Raw genomic sequence first — 22,421 nt, forward strand, 5'->3', positions numbered from 1 at the left:
GGTAGCTCGGGGTTGCGAAGCCAACCGAGATCCAGGAGACCCTGTTGCCGCAGTTGTACGTGTTCGCGCCGGTGGGGTTCAACTCGGCTGCAGCAACGTGTGATTGTGTCGCTCACCGGTTCGGGAATGCGGCCGATCACCCGGAACGTGTTCGGCGGTATCCGTCGGACATGACGGACGCGGAGTGGGCCCCGGTCCGGCCGACCGCTCGTTCACCCGACGCCGAGCAACGAGCTCGCGCTGTTCAAGCAGCCCCACGACCGACGGCATCCACGACCTCCACAGGAACGGCGACACGACAGGTCACCACTCCCACAGGATCACCAGCCTATGCCTGACCAGCGGAAACGCAGTCCTCAAGCCCGGAAAGACAACAGCGTCCAATACCTGCCGCAGAGGCTGCAAGTGTTCATGCCCAACGCTCTGCGGCGTGGGCGTTGTCGTACCTGACCTGGCGCGGACGCTGGGGTAGACGCAGACGTAGTCGGTGGGAGCCTGATGCGGGGTTGCCTCCGCTGTGAGCGGTGTGACCATGATGCCTCCTGCGACAGCAACCGCCGAAGCAGCGACGGTCAGACAGCGAGTCCAGATGGCCTTGTTCATGGTCGACAGGCATGCTGCCTTTGCCGGCAAGCCCGTCAGCTACACCGGCCTCGATCCACTCATCCCGGCGGCGCTGGATCGTGGCGGCCAAGCAGATCCCGTCCGCCACCCGCTTGTAGCCCTTCCCCAACCCCAGTGCGGTGATGAGCTTGCCGAAGACGATCGCGTCTGGGATCGGCGGGTTGTGGCACCCAAGCCGGTGATCGACCTCACGATCCGGCAACAGGGCCAGGAACTCGGCGCGGATCGGGTCGATGATGGACGCAGGCACGACGGGCATGAGTCTGCTCCCAGGATCACAGAACGTAAGCAACTCCATGATCAGCAGAAGACTGCCCGCCATGCCGCCACTCCGACGCGTTCATGACCTACCGGCGGACGCTCCTAGCCGCCTGTTCAGTAGTACATGAACGTCGGGATCAGGCCGCCGCCGCTGGCATTCGGTATCGTTACCAGCCCGCCGACGCCGACGCCCCTGCTGTTGGCGACGTTGACCACGTCGTAGACCGAGCCGTAGTTGCCCATCCAGTGCCACGAGGGGTCAGACTTCTTAGTCGTGCAGGCATTGGCGAGCTTGATGCCTTCCTGGGCAGTGAGAACTTGGTCAGCCCGCGGGATGTAGCAGCTGGCGTTCGGCGTCGTCGGCGCCTTCGGCGCGGGTGCGGCGGGAGCCGGGATCGCCAGGCCGATCAGCAGTGCCGCGGGCGCGGCCGCGATGGCGAGGGTGCGAAGTCGGTTCATGGTTGACCTCCCTGGCTAGCCACCTGTCTCGGAACCGAGATCTGAACCGACCGTAGAGTCGCCAGGCGTAGTACCGCCATTCGGATACGCCCAATCGGGTGATGTCGAGGTGTCGATTAGAGGGGGGTTATTTGGTGTGGGGGTGGTGTCTGACCTGGGGTGTTGTTGGTTGGTTGAGAAGGTTGGCGGGGTGGTGGGGGTGGGAGCTGGGGTTGTCTGTGGTGTGTTGAGTAGCTGGTGGGTTGTTGAAGGTAGCGTCTGGGTGTAAGTAGCTGTCTCCACGCCATGAACTCGTGGGTGCCGCCGCCGGAGTCCGTGCGGATCAGGGTCCGGCGTCCGCGCCGGTACTTTGCGGGGAGCTGGGCCAGGGCTAGGCGGGCGGCACTGATGTGATCGGTGGCGGTGTTCGAGCCCGCGTTGCCCGGCCTGAGCAGGGCCGCGACCGGCTCCCCGGTCCCGCCCGGGCCGTGGTCGACGAACCCCGTGAGCGGGTGAAGAGCGTAGGTCTTCTTCCAGGTCGCAGCCGCGTCCTGCTTGTCCGAGTGTGCGATCACCAGGACACCGTCCAGATCGACGATCACCTCTTTGCCCGTGTCAGGGGCGCTCTTCCCGGCCAACCGCCAGACCCGAGAGCGGACTTCAGCGCGCGCGGCGCGGATGGCCCCAAAGACCCTGTCACCGCAGGTGGCGAGGGCGGCGACCAGGCGGGAGACCGTCGGGTCGGAAGCGACCGGCCCCAACACGGCCGGCTCGGACCGCAGCATGGATATGTCGGCGAGGCAGTCCCTGCCCAGCGCGATCGCGAGATCCAGCAGAACCGTCACCGGATCGTGGACGTTCCGCGGCTTCCGCCACGGGGCCAACGCAGTCGATATCGCCTGGTCCAGGCCGGTCTTGCGGACTGTCTCCACCAGCAGCACGGATCCGGCCTGCGAGACCACTCCCGATCCGCCCCCGATATCGGGACGCGTGGAGAGGACCCATTGCGCTTCATCTGGAGCGTGCCTCGTGCGGGGGTGATGTAACCGGACCGTAGACGAGCGCTATCATCCCAGCTCAAGTGCTCTTTGTTGCTCTCCGACCGTCCCTGGGACGAGGATCGGTTGCCCTCGTCGGGCGCGAAGCGCCCAGCGTGAAGGGACCCACCCATGTCAGCCGGCACATGGTCAGAGCTGTTGCTCCACTCCGAGCGGTTGACCGCTCTCTACACCGAGTTGCCGCCCTTGGAGCACCTGGTTCTCAGATCGGTGCACCTGAGTCCCTACGGCCCCGGTGTGAAATTGCGTGTGGAGCTGCCCCGCTTTCCAGACCTTGCTCCTGCATCTTGGACCGAAGCCGACTGCGACCGGTTCGAGGTCCAGATCGAGTTCCTGGCCGTGGGCGAAGACCTGCGGATGAGGGGTGTTCCCCACCGCACCGTGGTCGACATCGAGTTCGGACCCGTCGTCCAGGACCAAGGGCACTGGGTCACGGTCGGGGTGAGCGGACCGGGGTTTTCGCTGGACTTCACCGCGCATGCCACGATCCGGGCCAGCCATCTCAACGCCTACCGCTCCGACGACGCGGATCCATACACAGCTCGGCGATGGTTCGAGAGCCGACTCGACCAGCACCTGCACCAAGTGCTGCCTCCCACGACAGCGAAGGCGTTCTATGACTGACCGTGACTGGTCCGCCGAGGTGACCCATCGCGAGACCCTCCGCGAAGTCCTGGGCTCACCTCCGCCACCGCTCAGCGACTACGACCTGACCTCCGTTCTCATCGACGAACGCGAAACGTCGGTCACCTTGAGGTTCTTCGCCTTCGCCGTCCCCGTCGGTGCGCGGATCTATGGCAGGCGCGAGGACACAACGCGGTCGAGTTCGTCCTGGTCTGCATCGGCGTGAAGAACTTCGCAGTGGATAGGTGGTCCGGCTGGCCCACAACCGTCGCCACCATCGCGGGGAAAACGGTCGTGCTCGCCGGCCAGGGCAAGCGCGTGTCCTTCGAGGCCGCCGAGATCCGCGCCGGGTCTCCAGTGGGACGCCTGGCCAGCCGCTTCCAGTGACGTCACTCGCAGGTCGAGAGGGGATCGACGTACCGGGAACTTCACCTGCGAGGTGAAAGCCGCAGATGTTCGACAGGGGCACCAAACATGGGACAACGCTGCAGGTCAGGGAGGCTACACCCAGCCATGATCACCCATCAGTAACTTCCCCTCATGAAAGGGCGAGGCTAGGCCTGGACCGTCGGGTCCCTGACACCCAGGGCCTGTCGCGAGCCGGCTCGACATCGCTCCCCAGCCACGTACAGACCCGGCGTGAGCAAACCTCGCCAGCACCTCCTCGGTCGCCCCCTCAGCCTGACGATTTCTCGATCGCGCCTGGCGGGCACCGTGGCCCAGCATCGGGATCGGGCGGTCCCGGTCGGGTCATGCTCGGGTGAGCACGATCTTCTTACCGCCGGCCCGTCCCGTCACCACCCGGGCGAACGCAGCCGGTCCCTCGCTCAGCGGCAGGGGTTCCGGTGCGAGTTTCAAGGTTCCCGCGGCGGCCTGCTCCGCCAGCTGGACAAGCTGCGTGGCGTTGGGCTCGACGTAGAGGTCCCAACTCGTGATGCCTCGTTCCTCCGGAGGCGCGTCCGAGGTCAGGGAGCACAGTCGGCCGCCGTCCCGCACCAGAGGCAGGGCGGCGTCCGCCGTGCTGGTGGCGATGATCAGGGCCGCGTCGAACCCGCCGCGTACCTTGGCCGACCAGTTCGGGTCGTGGTAGTCGACGACCTCCATCGCTCCCAGACCGAGCAGGCGCTCTGCGGCGGCAGCAGACGCGGTCGCGGTCACCGCGATGCCCTTGGCCGCGGCAAGCTGGATGGCCAGGGCTCCGGTGGCCCCGCCTCCGTTGGTGATCAGGAGCCGCTGTCCTCGGCTGAGGTCCAGCTTCTCCAGGGACTGCACCGCGGTGAGTCCGTTGACCGGCAGCGCCGCCGCGCGCACGGCGTCCAGCCCGGGTGGGCAGGCTGCCGCGTGATCCGCGTTGATCAGAACGCGTTCGGCCCAGAAGCCGCTTCCCCCGGGCAGCGGGGCCTCGTGTGCGAGCACCCGGTCGCCTACGGCAAACCCGGTGACACCCGAGCCGACGGCCAGCACCTTGCCCGCGCCCTCCACTCCCAGCGCCGCCGGGGGGCGCAGCCCCACGTCCCAGCCAGCGCCGTTCAGCAGTTCGTCCCACGGGCCGACCCCGGCCGCCTCAACCGCCATCAGGATCTGACCGGGCCCGGGAGATGACGGTTCGGGCAACTCCAGCAGGGCGACTTCCTTCTCGGCCCCGGACACTCCGCACGCCTTCACAGTAGATCTTTGTCCTCTCACTCAGCCCGGCCGACCGGGAGGTACGGGCCGGAAACCCAAAGCGCGCACCAGTGTCGACCTCGGGATCCCCTACAGAGCTCGCCTGTGGTCTCAGCCGCATTGGTGTCGAGCCTATGCAGCCAGTGGACCGGACGTGTGGTCCATTTGAAGGGTGACTAACTGGGCCAATCGTGGAATAGATCTGCCCGTATGGCTGTATCCGGGTGAGCGGTGGAACGACGAGCGGTATGCACTTGGCCGGCAGCACGACGCCTTGCGTGAGGCGATCGGCGAGGAGCTGGACCAGCTCGCAACTTGACGGTCCGGTGTAGATCAGCTGGCGCAGGCAGCGGTTGAGCTGGTCCAGCCGGATGGTGCGGCGGCTGGCGCCGACCCACACGCAGGGCCTGCAGGGCAGCCTCGACCAGGCGCGGGGCGGTGGAGGGCAGGAGCCGTCCGCGGCGCGGCCGAAGAGGACCGCGGACCGCAAGACGGTGCGCAAGCCGGCCGCGGAGGCGGCGAAAGAAGGCCGCTGGCAAGAAGGCCCCGCCGAGGGCGGCCCGAGCATCGACGGCGGGAGGCGGCCGGGGCGGGACAAAGACCGAGTGGCGACAGTTGAGGAAGGCAGAGCTGTACCAGCGGGCAGCCGAGCAGGGCATCGTCGGCCGGCCCAAGATGAGCAGGGAGGAGCTCGTCGACGCGCTCGCCCGGGCCGGGCGCCGCCGCAAGAAGAGGGCGGCCTGACCACCGCCTCCCGGTCGGCTACCGCACCGTGCGGAGGTAGTCGCGGCGGGCAGCAACGAGTGCGCGCCGGCGCTGGCTGGCAGCCGGTGCGCCTTTGACCCACCGAGTGCGGGACTCGTGTTTTCGTGTCGGCACGCTGGATAGTCCTAGATCGCCGTCCAAGCCCGACGACCATCATCTGATTGCGGTTGGACCGGTAGTGCAACTGCTCGTCTGGTCGGCAGAGGTCACCGGTGCCGTGTCCGGAGGCTTTGGCCAGGGGTGCTGGGCCGGACGATTCGGCGTGATCAGCAGCCGGACACACCGGTGCACTGGTTGGGGACGTTGCCGCTCACCGTGGTACGGATCAGCGTCACCGTGCCCGCGAAGTTGAAGATGCCGCCGCCGCTGATGGTCGCGGTGTTGTTCAGCACCCTGGAGCCGGTCAGCGTCGCCGAGCCGGAGTCATTGAGGATGCCGCCGCCAGTCGGGGCGTTGTTGTTCTGCACCGTGGTGCGGTCGAGTGTCGCCGTGCCGCTGTTGTAGATGCCACCTCCACCGTCCGTCGCGGTGTTGTTCTGCACCGCGGAGCGGGTCAGCGTCAGCGTCGCCACCTCGGAGCTGAGAATGCCGCCGCCGCGGAAGGCGGTGTTGTCCTGCACCGCGGAGCGGGTCAGCGTCAGCGTGCCATCGCTGACGATGCCGCCGCCCAGGGTGGCTGAGCCGTGCGTGATGACCAGGTTTTGCAGGTCCGCTTGGACGCCTGCGCGAACGGTCACGGTGGTGCCGGTGTGGTTGCCGTCGAGGATCGCGCCTCTGAGGCCGATCAGGGTCACGTCCTTGACGAGGGTGACAGGACCGATGCACGTCCCTCTCACCCGAAGCGTAGCCCCTGGAGCGGCGCCGACGACCGCGGGCTGCAGGGCGCTGGGGTTGGCATTGCAGTCCACCGTGGTGGGCTGGGCAACGGCGACCGGACTCGTGCCGATCAGACCGACAGCCACTGCCCCCGCCCCCGCGATCACCGTCGTCGCCTTTGCCCACCGGCGCCACACGGCCCGATCCGCGCGCATCAACATTCGCCTTCTCCTGTCTGTGCCTGACGCAGGACCATCGGCCCTGCCTGTCCGTTGTCCTGTGGCGCTGTCTTCTTGCGCCGGCGTCTTGCAGGGCGGCGTGAACCCTCGCGCCCAGAACAACGGATGCCCCATCGGTGGTAGCTGCGCCGGTGGCGACCCACTCATCGCCCGAACGGGCGGGGACAATGCCCGGTCCGGCCCACAGCCGACCTGTGCACGGGCGATCAGGCGCTTCGGGCGGGCGTACAGACTGACTAAGGCGCTTGCTGTAGCCCCCGGTCGAAGCCCCAGGGGCTACTCAGCGCACGGCCCCTGTCATCCGGCAGGGCTCACGACAGCGTGTCTCCGAGCTTCCGCAACTGTCCGTTCTCATCCATCGTGTCAGGGAGCCACGTCGGCGAGCTGCGCACTGACAGCTGCCTTGAGACAAGACAGGCGAGCAATCCGGCTGGGGACCAATGGGCTTGGACGTCGCGGGGGCGATGTCTCAATGGTCTTGTCAGTTCCGGTGAGCGCCGACCGGGCAAGTGTCAGAACCACTGAGACCCCGCGCAGTGGATTCTCATCGATCTTGTCAGTTTTCCGAGTCAACACCGCCTCATCGGAACGTGGCGTGGCCGCCGAACGGGCGCTCCAACGCGCACCATGCGGCATGAGCGGAGGTCGTCCGGCGGTGTCCTACCGAACCGTGGTCCCTCTCGACACGTTATGTGACACCTACGGCTTGGCTGACGAGGTGATCGGCGATCCGGCCGGGGCTGCGGAGTCCGGTGCCCCCGCGTAGTCGGGCAGCTCGATGCCGTTGATCGCGCGCCCGACCAGCTCGGTGAACCATTCGCTGGCGAAATCGGGGCGCGGCTCGGCGTCTGGCCCGGGGACGTCGCGGCTGCGGGCGTTCAATCGGCCGATCTCCTGGTTGGCCTCGACGAATGAGCGCATCCGCGCCTCGTAGCGGGTGAACCCGGTGTCGGGTTCCCACTCGGCGGCGGCCAGCTCTCCGGCCAGCAGGTAGGCGCCGACCAGTGCCAGCCCGGTGCCCTGCCCGGACATCGGCGACGAGCTGAACGCCGCGTCCCCGAGTAGCCCTACCCGCCCGCTCGACCAGCGGTCCATCACCACCTGGGCGACCTGGTCGAGGTAGAAGTCCGGGGTGTCGTCCAGGTGCGCGAGGATGCCGGGGGCCAGCCAGCCCAGGCCCGCCATCCGCTCACGCAGCAGGCGCTTCTGGGCCGCGACGTCACGGTAGTCGACGTCGAAGTCAGCCGAGGCGAAGTAGAACATGGCCATCGCCCGAGTGGCGTCCTGGATGGGTCGCAGAAGTGCTGAGCGCCCGGACTCCTGGTCCTGGTACTCGAGCAGCCAGCGGTCCAGCCCGAACTCGTTGGGCACACTGTAGAAGGCCAGCACGTGCCCGAGGTGGCGGAGGAACCGCTCATGCGGCCCGAAGATCATCGCCCGCAGCTCCGAGTGCAGCCCGTCGGCCCCGACCACCAGGTCGAAGCGCCGCCGGTCGCCGCCCGCGAAGACCACGTCGACCCCGTCCGCGTCCTGGGCGAGCTCGGCGATTCGGTCGCCGAAGAGGTACTCGACGCCGTCGCGGGTGTCGTCGTAGAGCACCTGGGACAGGTCCCCGCGCAGGATCTCGATGTCCGCGATGAACCCGTCGCCACCGTCGTCGTCCGCGCGGAAGGTCTCCAGCACCTGCCCGTCCGCGTCCACGGTGTGCGCGCCGGCGGTGCCGGTGCACGCCGCGCGGACCGCCGCGTCCAGCCCCATGCGCCCGATGACCTCCTTGGCGACCCCGCGCGCGTCCACCGCCTGCCCGCCGGGACGCAGCTCGGGAGCCCGCTCCACCACGGTCACCTCGGCCCCCCGCCGGCGCAGCCAGTGGGCCAGCGCGGGTCCCGCGATGCTCGCCCCCGCCACCAACACCCTGGGATCGCTCACCCGGGCCCCCTGCTCGCCGGTCCGGATGGTGCACTCCTGCTCGGAGTCGTCGACGCTCATCAGTGTCTCCATATGCTTCCTCCCGCGCTGAAACGTTTTCAGCACAGGGCCACCGCTGTCAGTGGATCCAGGGGTATCGACTGCGGATCCGCACCAAACTCATCGGTACGGCCGGAATCGCGTCCACGCTCCCGCAAACACCATGAACTCGGCATGCGCGCGCGTCGGGCATGGTCATGATCGCCTCGACCTCGGCAGACATCGATGAGAAACGCCAACCCCGATGAGACTCACATCAGCCCAGACTGGTGTAAACGAGGCGAACCAGGCTGTCAGCTAGGGCGCCGCCTGAGACTTCGCCAGATCTGCGCGCAACACGGTGAGACTCTGAAAGGACCAGTGAGAACGGACAGCAACGCCTTCCGCTGCTCGTCCAGCGACGCGTGGGCGTAGACCTTCATGGTCTCCCCGATGTCGGTGTGTCCGAAGATCTGCCGGACGATGTGGGGCGGCACTCCGAGGTCGGCAGGAGCGAGACGGCCGAGTGCCGGAGATCGTGATTCCGGTTCTCCAGCCCGCGCCGTTTTCGGAGCGGGTCCCAGCTCCACCGGAGGTTGTCCGGCTCCAGCGGGGTCCCGATGCGGGACGTGAAGACCAGCCTCTGTTCCTTCCATCCCATGCCGACGGCGGCCCGCTCCTGTGCCAGCCACTCGCGGTGCTCGGTGAGCGCCTTCACAACGCGATCCCACTGGCCTGCATCCTGGCCCAATACCGCCGGTACCTTTCGGCTGACCTGGACCCTTCCGACTGAGCGCACTCGTCCGCAGCCCCCACTCGGAACCTGGCGTGCTCCAGAGTCCCAAATAGCGGTGCGCCAGCGGCGAACCAGGTCGCCGAGAGCGACCGGGCGGCGTCAGTGCCGCGACGCTCCGAGGGTCTGGTCGGCCGTCACGAAGCGGTGCTCCGTTGGCTTCAGCACTTCGTAGAGGTAGCCGAAGTACTCCGTTTCCGCCGTTCCTGTGAGCACCGCCAGCAGGAAGGCCAAGCACCCCATGTCGTGATGCTCCCACAGTGGGCCGCGCCCCTCGTTGTAGAGCACGGTCCACTCGTCGGGCTGCTGACCGGGCCGCGCCAGCCAGTACAGGAAGGCCCCCGTACCCTCCTCGAATGCCCACGGCAGGACCCGCGCCCCCGCCTCCAGCAGGCCGGCGGGCTTCTCCTCGCCCACCTCCCACAGGTCGGCCAAGATCTCGTCCTGTTCCGTCATCTGCGCACGCAGGTCGCAGTCGCTGTAGGCGGAGTGGGGGACGAGCAGCCAGATCGTGTCGTCGAAGATGCCATCGCCGTATGTCTCGACGAGCTGCTTGTAGTCGGCGGGCAGATCCGCACCCAGCGCGTGCTCGGCCTACGCCCAGTCCACCGCGGGCGGTGGGTCGACGGGCGGCGGGCAGAGGCGGACGAGGGCATCGAGGGCGATCATGGAACGGACGCTACTGGAACCCCAGCCTGTGCCCGTGGGTGGGTCGGCAGAGCAGGCGAAGATCCGCATCGGCTCCGGCCCAGGTGCCCGCTCGCCAGGTGAAGACCTCGGGACGCTCAAGCCGTGTAGTTGGCCAGAGGGGTCATGTACGGCGCTCAGTCACAGGAGAGGTATGACCTGCAGTCTTGTGTGCGAGTGATTGCAGGGAAGAGCCCGGTTCCGTGGCTCGTGGTGCGCGTGGGTTTGCGAGTGTTGGGGGCGCGACAGTTTGCGAGTCCGCGGCGCGTTGGCCCGCCGTCAGCCGTGCTTCCCCTGCAGGCCGACCTACTGGCCGCTGAGCCGTTACGAACCCGGTGGTCTGCTGCTGCAGTCCTCGCTCATGGTGGTCGCCAGTGTGGTGATGTCGACGGTCGTCAGGAAGCGGCCGTGCAGATGGTCGGCTGGGCCTGAGGCCAGGGTCACCAAGGCGTCGACGGCGGCTGTGATGGGGATGCTGTTACCTTTTTCGATCTGCCGGGCGAACCAGGCGGCGTAGCGTCGGCTCCAGGGGTTGGCCGGCGCTCGGTGGGTCAGGGCAGCTTGGGTGAGTCCTGTTTCCATGATGCCTGGGTGGTAGGCGAATACCGTGACGGGCAGGTTGCGCAGTTCCCGGGCGAGGTTCTCGGTGAGTTTGATGGCACCGGCTTTAGCCGTGGAGTACGCCGAGACGTAGGGCCAGGTGGAGTGGCCGGCTTCGCTGCTGATGTGGATGATGCGTCCTCCGGTGCCGGCGAGCATGGCCGGGATGGCGGCGCATGCGCCGACGAGCGTGGTGCGGAGGTTGTCTTCCAGCGCCTTCCACCATTCCTGGGCGGGGATCTCCCAGGTCGGGCCGCTCGGTCCGCCCACCCCCGCGTTGTCCACGACGAGGTCGAGCCCGCCCCAGGTAGATGTGACGGTGTCCACGGCTGCTGCCATCGCAGTCGCCTCGCCCGCGTCGCACGGCAGTTCCAGGACCGTCCCGCCCTGCCGGCGCAGCCGGTTCGCGGCCTCGGTGAGGCGTTGCGGCTGACGGCCGTTGAGGGCGACCCGGACCCCGTCCTGAACCAGGCGTTCGGCCACGGCCAGTCCGCCCTGGCTGGCGCCAGTGACCAGGGCCGTGCGGGGCGTTGCGATGGGCAGTGGTACTGGGGTCACGGGTGCCCGCCAGCTGTGGGGGCAAGGGCGGTGTAGCGGTCGATGAAGTCGGGGAACGCGGCGGGTACGTCGAGCAGCGCCTCCGGGATGGCGAAGGCGTCGGTCAGCAGGAGCAGGTCCGTGGCGCGCCGGGCGTACAGGGCATCCAGGGCGTGCGGGAGTTGGTGTACCTGTTCGGGTGTGAGCAGGCCGTGCGCGAGGAGTTCGCCCGTGTGCGGGCCAAGCAGGACGAACTGCCGGTCGCGCCACAACGGCGACCCATCCGAGGTGACTGTCACGGCCAGGCACCCCATGGGATCCAAGTCGACGCACGCCCTGAACCGTCCACGGGAAGGGAGTGCCCCTGCTGCCTGCGAACCATCCGCGTCAACGGCGACGCTGTCAAGATCGGCGCTTGGCTGGTCGAGGCCGGCACCAGGCACCGCTCCGGCCGGCTCCCGGACGAACACCTAGGCATGGCCGCAGCGCTGTTCGAGAGGGACTGGACGGGCCCAGGACGTCGCCCCGCCCGTCCTGGTGCAGGCACTGCTCGGCCGTCGTCCAGCCTGCGTAAGGGGGTTGCCGCCACCCCGGTGGTGATCAGGCCTCAGCCGAGGAGGGTTTCCCCGATGCCGGAGCCGGGTGCGACGTCGTAATCCTTGGGGCCGTAGACACTGGCGTTGCTGGTGTTCGGTCCGCTGCTGGTGCCGCGCAGCTGCCAGAGGGCGCCGCTGCCCTTGTTGTGGTACGGGTCTTCGTCGGGGGCGGCGACGGCGAGGTCTGCTTTGCCGTCGCGGTTGAAGTCGGCGAGGCGGACCTGGGAGCCGAAGACGTCGTTGTTCTCGGCGCTGCCGGGGATACCGGGGGTGTCCTGTGAGAAGCGTTCCGCTCCGGTGGTGGTCAGCCCGCGGGCACTTCCGCGCAGCACCAGTACGTCACCGGCCCTGATGGCCCGGCCGAAGGACTCGTAGGGGACGCCGATGGCTAGTTCGGCGCGGTGGTCGCCGGTGATGTCGGCGATGGACAGGGCCGCGCCGAAGTTGTCGTCGCTCTCGTTGGAGCCGGGGATGCCGGCGGTGTTCTGGTGGTAGACGTGCCCTGTGGGGGTGAGGCCGCCGCTGATGTCGGGGTCGCCGTAGCGGACGGTGACGTAGCCGGCGCCGTGGCTGGGGTCGGTCAGGCCGTTGGGGTGGAGGCGGGGGTCGTACAGGGCGATGGCGAGGTCGTCGCGGCCGTCGCCGTTGAGGTCTCCGGCCGCCACGCGGTCCCCGCCAGCGAGCCGGGCCTGGACAGTGAAGGAGTCGGCGTCGGTGGTGCCGGGCTCCTGGCCGTAGACAAGGCTGGTCTTGCTCTGGACGACGGCCAGTTCGTCTTTGCCGTCGCCGGTGAAGTCGCCGGCTGCGAGGTTCCAGCTGCCGGTGAGATCGGGGTCGGTCAGGTCGATCCCGGTCGGGGCTTTGGTGCGGGTGAACGTGCCGGAGTACAGCCGCAGAGATGTCTGGCTGCTGACGGCGATGTCCGGGGCGGAGTCGCCGGTGAAGTCACCCACGGCGATGTCGGCACCGAACAGGCGGGAGGGATACGACGGTCCCGACGGCAGGGCGAGACCGCTGCGGAACGGCGAGGTGCCGCCCCACAGCACGGTCACCGAGCCGTTCCCCGACGTGTCGGCGGTGGTGTCTCCTTCGCTGCCGACCAGCAGGTCGGCGTACCCGTCGCCGTTCACGTCGCCGCTGGCGAGGCTGCTGCCGAAGAAGTCCTGATACCCGGCCGTGCCGGGGATGTTGGTGGAGTTCTGGGTGATGTAGACGTGCTTGCCGGTCAGGCCGTGGGCGGAGCCGAAGGTGAGGAGAACAGCACCGGCGGCTTCCTTGCCGTTGATCGTCTTTTGGGGCATGCCGATGGCCAGGTCCCGGTATCCGTCGCCGTTGAAGTCGTCCGCGAGCTTGGACGGAGCGGCGACGGCACGGTCGGCCGAGACGGCCATCAGACTGCCGGTCAGAGAAGCCGCTACGGCAGCTGCCACGGCGAGACGGACTGAGCGACGCACGAAACCCCCTGCACACCGCAGACGCCCCGAGGCGCCAGCGAACGAAAACGATGGCCCGCATCCGTGTGCCCTAGCGGGCCACCCGCTTGATCACACGATGCGCAACGAAGAACAGACTCCCCACCGGCACCGATGGTTGTACCGCGGCTTCCACCCTGGCCGGGACGGCTGCGCTCGTACTCCCGCTACTCACTGGCTTTGTCGAGCAGTGGGCCCTGGTCCGCTTCTTGTAGTCGTCTACACAGCGTGGCTCGATTCACGGGCCCGCCTCGATGCCGCACGAACCAGCCTGGCCCGCTGTACGAGGGACCTAGCGGCCCTCTCCCACTCGGGATACGCGAAAGCGAACCCGGCTGCGCGCAGCCGGCCCGGCACCACCCGACGGCTCTTGAGTAGCAGCTCCGTGTCCGAGCGCAGCGCGAACGCCCCCAACTCGGCCATCCAGCGCGTCGCCGGCAGCCCCACCGGGACACCCCAGGCCGTGCGCAGCGCCCGCATGAAGTCGCGGTGCGGAAGGGGGCCGGGCGAGGCGAGGTTCACCGGCCCCTCGAGGTCGTCCCGGGCGATCAGGAACTCCACCGCCCGCACGAAGTCCTCGTCATGGATCCAGGAGACGTACTGCGCGCCGCCGGCCACCGGACCGCCCAGCCCGAGTCGCGCCAGCCGCGACAGTACGTCGAACACACCGCCCCGATCCGGGCTCATGACCATCGCCGAGCGCAGCGCCACCCTGCGGGTCGCGGGAGTCGGCGCCTCGGCCTGCGCGCGTTCCCAGTTCTCCGCGATCTCGACGCTGTACGCCCAGTAGTCCGGCACCCCGGCCTCCGAGCCTCCGATCACTCCGGTCGCCTCGTCGTGTGCCGCGTCGAAGCGGTGGGCGTAGACCGTGGCCGTACTCATCTGCAGCCAGACGCGCGGTGGCCGCGCGGCGGCGGCGATCGCTTCGCCGACCACCCGCGCCGAATCCACCCGGGAGTCCATCATGGCTTGCAGGTTCTCAGCGGTGTAACGGCAGGAGACGCTGCGCCCGGCCAAGTTGATCACGACATCGCAGCCGTCGATCTCCGCGGCCCAGCGGCCCAGCGTGGCCCCGTCCCATCCGATGTGGTGCGCCCGCACGGGACGTCGGGTCACTACCGTGACCTCGTGGCCGGCCGCCGTCAGCGCACGGTCAAGAATCGTGCCCACCTGTCCGGTTCCCCCGGGCAGCACTACCTTCATCGAACCCCCTCGGCTTCGCTCGACATCAGCGTAGCCCTTCTTTTTGAACACGTTCAACTTGGGAGTCCGGTGCCCGCCAGGGGGAGGCGGGCAGATTGGCGTTCACGTTGCCTGCCCGCAGGGCGGCGGGCTGGAGGAGCCGTGCCGTGCCACCACCGGGAAGGCCGCACCCCGCTCCGTCCGGCTGATCGCGTCAAGGACGTTGCCGCAATGGCCGTACGTAACAGGGGCTGGATGAGGCGATGACCGGCCGCGGCATCCCGCCGCCGGGCACCTGACCGGTCGAGTGTGGTCACGGGGGGTGTCTGCCAAGTGGGCGAGGAACGGGGCCCCTTCGCCCTGAGCAGCTCCAATGCGCCTGCAGCTCTTCCTGTTCGGCGAGGTTCTTCTCGAGGTCGGCGGCAACTGCGACGCGTACCTGTCCTGGATAGAGATTTTGTCGGGCTCGTCGGCCACGGCAGTTCACGCTCCTTGGCCCGTGTTGTGTTGCGCCGGACGTACCCATCTCAGCCCCATACGGCTGAGGCCCTGGCCGAACGCACCCGTACGAGAACACACCAGCAGCGGGCTCACCACCCTGGCCTGCCCAGGCGTTTGCTCCTCATGGTGTTGAGCGGACCGGAGCTTATGAGCGTTGTTTCTGGTGGGCGGCGTAGCGTCGTAGCGGGAAGTTGAGGGGGAGTAATGACCAGCGTGCAATGGGTTGAGCTTGCGGCCTGCCGGAGCACCGACCCCGAGGAACTCTTCGCCCAGGGCGCCGAGCAGAACCGGGCGAAGATGGTGTGTGCTGGGTGTGCGGTGCGCACCGAGTGCCTGGCCGAAGCACTCGACCAGCGCATCGAGTTCGGCGTGTGGGGTGGCATGACCGAGCGCGAGCGCCGGTCCTTGCTGCGCCGCCGACCGGACGTTGTCTCCTGGCGGACGGTTCTGGAGGACGCGCGTCAGGCGTTCGAGCGGTCGGCTGCCGGTTGACTGCCCGGTGCGCACAATCGGCCCGTGTCCCGGCGGGTGCCCTCCCACGGCCGGTCCCCGCGACTTTGGCAGGCCGCACGCTGGTAGGCCTCCGCACGTGCGCGGGGCGGCAGGCAAGCAGACCGCACCCGCGGGCGACGGTCCCTCTCCTGTACCGATGAGCGTGCGAACCGCACTGCCCTTTCGTACGGTTCCAGTGCCCGGCTCAGACAGGACAGCAGGGCTTGGCGGTCCCGTGCTCTGATCGCACGCCGCGCGGGACCGTCTCAACGCTCTTGTCCGCCCCGCAGGCGGTTCCGCTCCACGACCGTTCATTCAAACACCCCCTGAGCATCAAACCGGCCGGACTGGCCCCCCGACCAAAGTCACTGGCGAAGTCTTTGGCCGTCGTCGATCGCTGTGGCCAGCCCCCGGAGCAGACCGAGCCGTTCCCGCCCGTGCCACGCGTAGCGGGCGACCGCGACCTTCGCAGCGCGCTGCGGGGCCTGGCGCGACAGCGCGTACGGTTTCGCTGCGACGGCCCCTTGTGGCTGGAGGTAGTAGCCGGGGCCGATCTTCACCGGGCCGACGTCGGCGGTCGGGAGGAAGCCCACCAGCTCGATCGCGCGCGCCGTGGGCAGCGGGATCCTCCGCAGGTCTTCCTCGGTGAGCGGGATGACGCGCCCGTCGGCCGGCTCGTAGCCCTGGCCGATCTCTCCGTACGAGACTTCTCCGAACTAGCTGCGCCCGGGACGTGTCATCCCTCGGGGGGTATCGGCGCAGTGGGGGAGCAGGTAGGCGTTAAGTGCTCATAGTGCGAGCGCGCCCCGGGGGCGCCGCGTCCGCCTGCTGTCCCCAGCGCACAGGCAGACAGATGTTCGCCGAGCCTGACGAGGTGTCCGTTCTGGAGCACAAGTATGCGATGCTGCGGACACTGGCACTCAACCCCGAGGAAACTACGTCCTGTTGGACCGTTTGCTAGGAGAGCAATGAGCACCGCATTGCAGTGGTTCAAGTCCAGCTACAGGACCCCGCGCGGGGCGCACCTCACCGTCACGCCCGCCGCCTGGGCCGCTCTCCTGGCGCTCCCCCAGTGGCCTCGCGCCTGATCGCGCATGCGTTACTACCTCTACGTCTCCACCGTGAAGGTGGACATGCTGTACGAGCAGATTCCGCCGAAGCTGCTGCGGCGGCTCGCCGTGGAGGCGAAGGTCGACCTGAAGTTCGTGAGCGTGGCTGTGCAGTCGCCGCGCGCCGACACGAGTACGTACGACCGGCTCGACCTCGTGGAGGCGTATCTGGACCGGGAGTTCGACGTGAGCTGGATGTCCGAGCCCACGGCCTGGTTCCGGGGAGACCTGGGGTTGCGGATTGCCGGATACGGCGATGCCAACAGCCCGACGCTGATGACGGGCCGCGATGGCGACCTGGTCGTCGCGCTCATCGGGTCGGCGCACCACCTCATCGGCTACCAGGCGTCGCCAGACATGCATCGGGTCAGCTACTCGGGGTTGCCGTCGATGTTCCGGCTGCTGCAGGACATCCCTCCCGAGTGGGAGTACCAGTTCAACGTACGCTGGCGTTCCCGTATGCCGAGCCGGGAGAGCGTGACGCACGATGTGCTCCACTTCGCCGAGTCGTTGACCGTGCCGCCGGTGTACTGCGAGTTCCTGGCACGGCAGTTGATGCGCGGCACCGTGACGCGGGAGGACGGGCGGGAGCTGACGATCGTCATCGGGACACCGCTGTACGTGGCGATGTCGGACGGGGCACCCGAAGGAGAGGAGGCCTGAGTGGAGCAGGCGTCGTCGATCGCCGATCTGATGCGTATGCGCATGGACGGAGATGTCGCGGGACTGTGCCGGGCCACCCGGTCCAAAACCCATGACGTCTCCCTGTACGCCACCAAATTGCTGGGCAGCAGCACGGGGCCGCCGGAGGCCGTCGAGGCGCTTTTCGCCTGCCTCCGCCGACGGGGCGAGCGGTACCCTGGGCTGCGGCGGCAGGCAGCCAAGGCTCTGGGGAAGCTGCGGGAGCGCCGCGCGATTCCCGAGCTGGTGCGGCTGCTGGTCGAGGAGCGTCACGGCCGCGAGCAACTGGACCGGCCCGCCTGCGACGCCCTGGCCGCCATCGGCGGACCGGAGGCCGTCAGCGGACTCCTCGACGTGCTCGACCAAGTGGCGACCGACCGGCACAGGCACACGGCTGTACTCGTGCTCGACGCGCTGACCCGACTGCGCCCGCCCCGGGCCGTGACCCCACTCCTCGCCTCGCTCTGGCACTACCTGCCCGATCACGCGGGACATGTGGTGCGGACGCTCGGCGCCATCGGGGACCCGCGCGCGGGCTCCGCCCTCCTCGTCCTGGCGCACTCGCCCGCCTCGGGCACTCGCCTGCGCCGCGACGCGGTCACGGCGCTCCACGCACTGCCCGACGCCGCCTGGCCACCCGCGCGCAGGTACCCGTCCGCCGAACCGCTCCTGTACGAGGCGCAACGCGACCCGGATCCCGAAACGGCACGCCTCGCGACCGCCCTGCTCTCCAGAACCGAGGACGGCCGGAATCACCTGTGGGACGTGCTTCGCGCCGCGTCACGATCCCCGCATTCCCCCGAGTGCCCGCCCCACGCCGTGGCCGCCGTCTGCGCCCGCGTAGCGGAGGAGCCCGATCTCTTCGCCGTACCGGATCCCGGCGAGTACCACGCTCTGCTCCGCCATCATCTGCGCGAGTCGGCGGTGCCGGCCGTGCGCCGGGCCGCGGCCCGGGCACTGTCGGCGCACGCGGGCGTGGGTACCTCAGCGAGCGAGGCCCTGCTGGAGGCGCTGGGCGACGCGCACATCAGCGACGCCGTGGCGGACCTCGTCGCCCGACTTCCCGGTCCGCCAGTCCAAGAACTCCTGGAACTGCTCACCGGTGGGGACGGGACGGTGCCCCAACAGCGCGGCGCTGCACGGGCGTTGGCGGGTATCGGGCACACGAGGGCTGCCCCGGCGCTGCTGACCGTCCTCGCGGACGGCATGGCCCCGACGGCGGTGCGCACGGCCGCCGCGGACGCGCTCGGCGCCCTACGGCGAACGGAGGCCGCCGCGCCCCTCGCGGCCCTGGCCGAGGACGAGGAGCAACCCAGCACCGTGCGCGCCCGCGCCGTGCGGGCCCTCGGTCTGATCGGCGCGCCGGACACCCTGCCGGTGGTGCTCGCCTGCGCCCGGTCGCCACACGAGGCGGTGCGGGCGCAGGCGGTGCCGGCCTTGGGCGGGTTTCCCGTGGCGGAGGCGGCGCAGGCACTAGGGGAGTTCGTCACCCACAGCACCGAACCGCACGGCACCGAGCCCGACGTCGCCCGCGCCGCCGTGCACGCCCTAGGCCGGATCGGCGCCCCGGCCCTGCCCGTCCTCGTCGCGCTCGCCGACGGCGTGGACGACCTGAGCGAGGACCTGGCCGACCGGCTCGTCGCGGCGCTCGCCGCCCGCCCCGAAGCCGAGGCGACCGCTGTCCTGGGCCGACTCGCCGCGGCACCGCCCCCGCCGCGGACGGCCACGTACACGTACGCCGCGGTCGGCGAGGGGCGGCTCGCCACGTCACGCCCAGCGCGGGAGGCCGCGTCCGCTGCGCTGACCGAGCGGGGCACATCCGAGTGCCTCACGCCCCTGACGTCGCTCCTCGGCCCTGGCTCGTGGTCCGGCGCCCACGAGGCCGCCGTACGCGCCCTGCTGAAGATCGGCACTGCCGAGGCACACGAGCGCGTGCTGGCGTACTGCCGCACGATGACTTACCTCTATGACTGGCACGTTGAGGCGCTGGACGCCGTCGCCGAGGCCCGGGCGGTCCGGCTCGGGCCGTAGCTCGACAGGCCGCGCGGTCAGTTGGTGCGGCCGGCGATCCGGTCGATTGGGGGTATCCCTGGGAAGACGGAGGACTCGTTGCGTTTCCGCCGAGCGTCGAGCTACGCAATCTTCTTTTCCGCGGCCGCGAGGCTGACGCGGAGACCCTCGGCTTCGCCGAGCCAGCCTTCGCGTTCGGCTTCGGTGATCCGGTCGCGGAGGTTGTTCCGGATCTCTTCGAGGCGTTGCCGTTCAGCGGGGTTCACGATGAGAACGGGACAGCGCACGCAAGCGTGTTCGTGGCGGCAGTCTGTTCCGTAGGCCCGTCCGCATTCTCCGAGGGCGAGCTTCCTGCGCTTGAAGTGGCCAAGTAACTCGTCACTATCCGTCTAGGGTTCTCAAATGCGTGGTGACGACATATCCGAGCGCAAGAACGCCTTCGTACACGCGCCCAGCGCCGAGGCGGCGCGGCGTCGCAGATGGCTGGTGGGCTGTTCGATCGCCGTGATCGTAGCGGTGGGGGTGGGCTGGTACGCGTGGCCGGCGAGCCAGGAGCCGAGCGCGGACCCCCACGTGCGTAACCCGGGCAAGGAACAGCCGATCTGCGCCTCGTCGGACGGGCGGACGCTGTATGCAGACGTGGACGGCGACGGCGTGGTGGACGAGGTGCACGACAGCAAGGAGCGTGACGGGCGCACGGTCGTCACGTTCGAGGGACCTGGCAACAAGCAGGTCCGGCACTCCGTGTGGTCGATCGTCACCACGGCGAAAGGGCGCCAGAAGGCCCATGCGTCGCCCGAGGAGGGATTCCGGGCGGCGTTCGGAGATTTCGACAACGACGGCCGCGTGGACATGGCCGTCACGTACACCGCACTCGACAAGAGCGACTATCCGGTCGACTCGGCGAGCATGCACGAAGTGCGCTGGGGGCCGCTGGGCCGTGACCTCAAGGGCAAGAGCCGGGGTTCGATCCGGATGAGCCACGGTTACTACATCGACGGTTTGCGTGCGGTGGCGGGCAACCAGCACAGTGCCAGCGCCAGCGCCAACCCGGCCTCCGCACGGCTGCTGATTCACCAGACGACCGGCGACGGCGTATTCGAGACATACCAGGGACAGAAACTCGGTCATGATCTGGTGGTGCCGGATGAGCCGTTGCCCCGATGGGGACAGGAATTCGCCGAGCAGAAGGACGGGTGGACCGACCTGGGCGAGTGCCCGGCATCACCATGAAGCACGCAAACCGGCCCCTAGCTAGTTGAGCACAACAGGACACTCCAGCGGGATTCGGTCCGACGCAGTCGTCGCGGCGGCACTGTGGCCGGAAGGCACGCGCCCTGGCGACCTGAAGGTCCCTGACTCACGAGCAGGCCTCCTCTGGCGCATTGTCGTGTTTTCGTATCAGCGAAGGTGTTACTCCGGACTCACCGGGTCCAGTACGGCGCGAGCGCTCCCTGTCGGAACGGCGCCGGGCTCACGCTGAGATCGCCGGCGAAGGGACGGTCTAAGACGAAGACCAGGAGCAGACTGAACCCGATGAGAGCGGCGACGGAGGCGACGAAGAGGATCTGGATCCGCAGCTTTCGCATGCCGTACAAGAAGGTGAGCGGGATCAGGACGACGGCCCCTCCGAAGGCCAGGATCTGCAGCAGCGGGGGCAGTTGCTGTTCGGCCATGGTCAGCCGGGCCCGGCGCTGGGAGGCGACGTCGTTGACGTGGTCCACGGCCTGCTCGTAGAAGACCTGTTCGCGAGTGGCTTTCGGTTCGTATGCCTGCAGTACGTCGTAGACGGACTGGAGCTTGCCGGCGGTGGCTTCGTAGCTCGGACGCCCCACGCGCATCTGAGGCCACTGTTGCTCCACGACCGCGTGAACGTAGTTGCCGAGCGCGGCGTCGAGGCGGGCGTGGACCGGGGTCGGGAAAGCAGCGGCATCGCGGGCGATGAGCGAGACATCCGTGGCCTCGGTGGCGACGATGGTCTCCGTACTCTCCAGCTGCGTCCAGAGGGTGACGATGACGAAGGCCAGGATGATCCCGTAGATCGCGCCGAACATCCCCAGCGTCACTCCGACCATGTCGTTGTGCTCGCCCTTGGCCAGCGACGGGTATCTGCGGCGGAGCAGCACGCTGCCGGTGACGGCCACGACGACGGTCCCGCCGACGGTGACCACGGCCAGGGTGAAGGTGCTGAAATGATTGAGCAGCCAGAGCAACATGTGCGGGGAGTCTAGGGACATGAAGCTTGCCGAAGTCGCTCTTGGCGCTCTGGACCTACGGGCGTGAACATGGCCCGAGAGCGGCACCGCTGCGCTCTGCCCAGCCCATGGCCCGTCTCGCGATGCGCGTCCAACATCCCGAGGAATCCACACGATCGAGCGTAAGGGGGATCGTCCTGTTAACCCACCGGGGAGCCCGACGTGAGCTGCTGCACTCCGTATTGTTCAATGAAACTCGCTCTGTTCGGTGCCCGAGGCCCTAGCCTGCTGGATCACGGACGTACCAGGGGGACGGCGTGACACAGGACAGCGTGAACAGGGAGAGCAACAGACCTTGTCCACCGTCCGGCTGCGGACCAAGGCCACCTGCGGGGGCCGGCTCCCGCTCCGCCGCCCTGGCCATGCTCTGCGAACTCGTCGAGTTCGCACGGCAGTTGTGGCGATCCGTGAAGGCGCCCCACCTGGACGCCCACGTCCGCGCCGGAGCCCGCTTCGAACGTGGCCGGTTCGTCGAACGCCCCGAGGCGGTCGCGGCGTGAGCATCCGCGAGGCCCCGGCCATCAGCACCAGGCGGCTGGACCTGCTGCCGCTGCATGTCGAGCACGCCGAGGAGATGGCCGTGGTGCTGTCCGATCCGGCCCTGCACACCTACATCGGCGGCACTCCGGACACCCCGCAAGCCCTGCGCTCGCGCTTCCGGCGCATGACCGCGGGCTCTCCCGATCCGGCCGTCTCCTGGCTGAACTGGGTGATCCGGCAGCGTGACGAGTCCTGCCTGACGGGCACCGTCCAGGCGACGGTCAGCCCCTCCGGCAACGGCCCCATCGCCGAGGTCGCCTGGGTGGTGGGGACCCCCTGGCAGGGAAGGGGCATCGCCACCGAAGCAGCCCGAGGGCTCGTCGACTGGCTGAGCCGGCAGCGGGTGCAGACCGTCATCGCCCACATCCATCCCGAACATCGGGCATCCGCCGCCGTCGCCACGGCAGCCGGGCTCACACTCACCGACGAATGGCACGAAGGTGAGATGCTGTGGCGCCGGAGCATCGGACGATGACTTCATCGATCCACAAGTGAGGGCGAGGGGGAGTGGGGGCGACGTTGGCAGGCA

Annotated in this window: 21 protein-coding genes and 4 pseudogenes; 12 read left to right on the forward strand and 13 right to left on the reverse strand. The window is 68.7% G+C overall.

Annotated elements, in window-relative coordinates; genetic code table 11:
• Positions 1–589: 589 nt before the first annotated feature.
• Positions 590–970, forward strand: a complete 381-nt coding sequence (locus BEK98_RS48740; protein ID WP_143684215.1) for a hypothetical protein — start codon at positions 590–592, stop codon at positions 968–970.
• A 29-nt stretch (positions 971–999) separates the two neighbouring features.
• Here BEK98_RS48740 and BEK98_RS38295 read toward each other — a convergent pair whose 3' ends face one another.
• Positions 1,000–1,344 (reverse strand): hypothetical protein, encoded by a 345-nt coding sequence (locus tag BEK98_RS38295; protein WP_094221368.1) that lies wholly within the window; start codon positions 1,342–1,344, stop codon positions 1,000–1,002.
• A 239-nt stretch (positions 1,345–1,583) separates the two neighbouring features.
• A pseudogene (locus tag BEK98_RS38300) lies at positions 1,584–2,338 on the reverse strand (transposase); the annotation flags it as partial.
• 199 nt (positions 2,339–2,537) lie between these two features.
• Here BEK98_RS38300 and BEK98_RS38305 point away from each other — a divergent pair.
• The 3 genes from BEK98_RS38305 to BEK98_RS49235 are packed head-to-tail and all read left to right on the forward strand — an operon-like array spanning position 2,538 to position 3,392.
• The gene (locus tag BEK98_RS38305) at positions 2,538–3,005 is read left to right on the forward strand and encodes an Imm50 family immunity protein (protein WP_167444352.1); all 468 of its coding nucleotides are present in this window, start codon (positions 2,538–2,540) and stop codon (positions 3,003–3,005) included.
• On the forward strand, positions 2,998–3,231 hold the full coding sequence (locus tag BEK98_RS38310; protein ID WP_094221370.1) for a hypothetical protein: 234 nt from the start codon (positions 2,998–3,000) through the stop codon (positions 3,229–3,231). Before BEK98_RS38305 ends, BEK98_RS38310 begins: the two co-directional genes overlap by 8 nt.
• Positions 3,228–3,392, forward strand: a complete 165-nt coding sequence (locus BEK98_RS49235) for a hypothetical protein (protein WP_167444353.1) — start codon at positions 3,228–3,230, stop codon at positions 3,390–3,392. The genes BEK98_RS38310 and BEK98_RS49235 overlap by 4 nt, the downstream gene beginning before the upstream one ends.
• Before the next feature lie 363 nt (positions 3,393–3,755).
• On the opposite strand, the gene BEK98_RS38315 is transcribed toward BEK98_RS49235, so the two are convergent.
• The gene (locus BEK98_RS38315; protein WP_094221371.1) at positions 3,756–4,655 is read right to left on the reverse strand and encodes an NADP-dependent oxidoreductase; all 900 of its coding nucleotides are present in this window, start codon (positions 4,653–4,655) and stop codon (positions 3,756–3,758) included.
• A 630-nt stretch (positions 4,656–5,285) separates the two neighbouring features.
• Between BEK98_RS38315 and BEK98_RS51020 the strand changes: the two genes are divergently transcribed.
• Positions 5,286–5,414 (forward strand): hypothetical protein, encoded by a 129-nt coding sequence (locus tag BEK98_RS51020; RefSeq protein ID WP_279635500.1) that lies wholly within the window; start codon positions 5,286–5,288, stop codon positions 5,412–5,414.
• 287 nt (positions 5,415–5,701) lie between these two features.
• Here BEK98_RS51020 and BEK98_RS38325 read toward each other — a convergent pair whose 3' ends face one another.
• The 7 genes from BEK98_RS38325 to BEK98_RS38355 all read right to left on the reverse strand — a co-directional run bounded on the left by BEK98_RS38325 (position 5,702) and on the right by BEK98_RS38355 (position 14,325).
• The gene (locus tag BEK98_RS38325) at positions 5,702–6,472 is read right to left on the reverse strand and encodes a right-handed parallel beta-helix repeat-containing protein (protein WP_143684216.1); all 771 of its coding nucleotides are present in this window, start codon (positions 6,470–6,472) and stop codon (positions 5,702–5,704) included.
• A gap of 717 nt (positions 6,473–7,189) precedes the next feature.
• Positions 7,190–8,479 carry an FAD-dependent monooxygenase gene (locus tag BEK98_RS38330; RefSeq protein WP_244202154.1) on the reverse strand — a complete coding sequence of 430 codons (1,290 nt, stop codon included), beginning with the start codon at positions 8,477–8,479 and terminating at the stop codon, positions 7,190–7,192.
• Between the two features lie 853 nt (positions 8,480–9,332).
• Positions 9,333–9,686, reverse strand: a complete 354-nt coding sequence (locus tag BEK98_RS38340) for a hypothetical protein (RefSeq protein WP_244202155.1) — start codon at positions 9,684–9,686, stop codon at positions 9,333–9,335.
• A gap of 555 nt (positions 9,687–10,241) precedes the next feature.
• The gene (locus BEK98_RS38345) at positions 10,242–11,075 is read right to left on the reverse strand and encodes an SDR family NAD(P)-dependent oxidoreductase (protein ID WP_279635501.1); all 834 of its coding nucleotides are present in this window, start codon (positions 11,073–11,075) and stop codon (positions 10,242–10,244) included.
• Positions 11,072–11,353: an acyl-CoA dehydrogenase gene (locus BEK98_RS49240; protein WP_167444355.1), complete on the reverse strand. Its 282-nt coding sequence runs from the start codon at positions 11,351–11,353 to the stop codon at positions 11,072–11,074. Before BEK98_RS49240 ends, BEK98_RS38345 begins: the two co-directional genes overlap by 4 nt.
• Positions 11,354–11,661: 308 nt before the next feature.
• A complete protein-coding gene (locus BEK98_RS38350) occupies positions 11,662–13,080 on the reverse strand; it encodes an FG-GAP-like repeat-containing protein (RefSeq protein ID WP_244202156.1) in 1,419 nt (472 codons plus the stop codon).
• Between the two features lie 261 nt (positions 13,081–13,341).
• Positions 13,342–14,325: a TIGR01777 family oxidoreductase gene (locus BEK98_RS38355; protein WP_094221376.1), complete on the reverse strand. Its 984-nt coding sequence runs from the start codon at positions 14,323–14,325 to the stop codon at positions 13,342–13,344.
• Positions 14,326–15,009: 684 nt separating this feature from the next.
• Between BEK98_RS38355 and BEK98_RS38360 the strand changes: the two genes are divergently transcribed.
• Positions 15,010–15,297 carry a WhiB family transcriptional regulator gene (locus BEK98_RS38360; RefSeq protein WP_094221377.1) on the forward strand — a complete coding sequence of 96 codons (288 nt, stop codon included), beginning with the start codon at positions 15,010–15,012 and terminating at the stop codon, positions 15,295–15,297.
• 365 nt (positions 15,298–15,662) lie between these two features.
• On the opposite strand, the pseudogene BEK98_RS38365 reads toward BEK98_RS38360, so the two are convergent.
• Positions 15,663–15,995, reverse strand: a pseudogene (locus BEK98_RS38365) (Ku protein); the annotation flags it as partial.
• Positions 15,996–16,156: 161 nt separating this feature from the next.
• On the opposite strand from BEK98_RS38365, the pseudogene BEK98_RS51435 reads away from it, so the two are divergent.
• From BEK98_RS51435 to BEK98_RS38375, 3 genes and pseudogenes are all read left to right on the forward strand, one after another.
• A pseudogene (locus BEK98_RS51435) lies at positions 16,157–16,269 on the forward strand (transcriptional regulator); the annotation flags it as partial.
• Between the two features lie 122 nt (positions 16,270–16,391).
• Positions 16,392–17,069 carry a DUF7019 family protein gene (locus BEK98_RS38370; protein WP_094221379.1) on the forward strand — a complete coding sequence of 226 codons (678 nt, stop codon included), beginning with the start codon at positions 16,392–16,394 and terminating at the stop codon, positions 17,067–17,069.
• Entirely contained in the window at positions 17,070–19,118 is a 2,049-nt protein-coding gene (locus tag BEK98_RS38375) for a HEAT repeat domain-containing protein (RefSeq protein ID WP_094221380.1), read from the forward strand.
• Between the two features lie 101 nt (positions 19,119–19,219).
• Here the strand turns inward: BEK98_RS38375 and BEK98_RS49655 are convergent, their stop codons facing one another.
• The gene (locus BEK98_RS49655; protein ID WP_208643352.1) at positions 19,220–19,363 is read right to left on the reverse strand and encodes a hypothetical protein; all 144 of its coding nucleotides are present in this window, start codon (positions 19,361–19,363) and stop codon (positions 19,220–19,222) included.
• 136 nt (positions 19,364–19,499) lie between these two features.
• Here BEK98_RS49655 and BEK98_RS38385 point away from each other — a divergent pair, with 136 nt between their 5' ends.
• Positions 19,500–20,330, forward strand: coding sequence for a hypothetical protein (locus tag BEK98_RS38385; protein ID WP_094221381.1), 831 nt, complete (start codon positions 19,500–19,502; stop codon positions 20,328–20,330).
• A 191-nt stretch (positions 20,331–20,521) separates the two neighbouring features.
• Here the strand turns inward: BEK98_RS38385 and BEK98_RS38390 are convergent, their stop codons facing one another.
• Positions 20,522–21,313: a bestrophin-like domain gene (locus tag BEK98_RS38390; protein WP_094221382.1), complete on the reverse strand. Its 792-nt coding sequence runs from the start codon at positions 21,311–21,313 to the stop codon at positions 20,522–20,524.
• A 325-nt stretch (positions 21,314–21,638) separates the two neighbouring features.
• Between BEK98_RS38390 and BEK98_RS51440 the strand changes: the two are divergent.
• Both BEK98_RS51440 and BEK98_RS38395 read left to right on the forward strand, forming a co-directional pair.
• Positions 21,639–21,852 (forward strand): annotated as a pseudogene (locus BEK98_RS51440) (IS256 family transposase); the annotation flags it as partial.
• A complete protein-coding gene (locus BEK98_RS38395; protein ID WP_244202157.1) occupies positions 21,849–22,367 on the forward strand; it encodes a GNAT family N-acetyltransferase in 519 nt (172 codons plus the stop codon). The pseudogene BEK98_RS51440 and the gene BEK98_RS38395, both read left to right, overlap by 4 nt.
• Positions 22,368–22,421: the final 54 nt, after the last annotated feature.

Source organism: Streptomyces diastatochromogenes (assembly GCF_002242805.1).
In the GTDB taxonomy this organism is placed as follows: domain Bacteria; phylum Actinomycetota; class Actinomycetes; order Streptomycetales; family Streptomycetaceae; genus Streptomyces; species Streptomyces diastatochromogenes.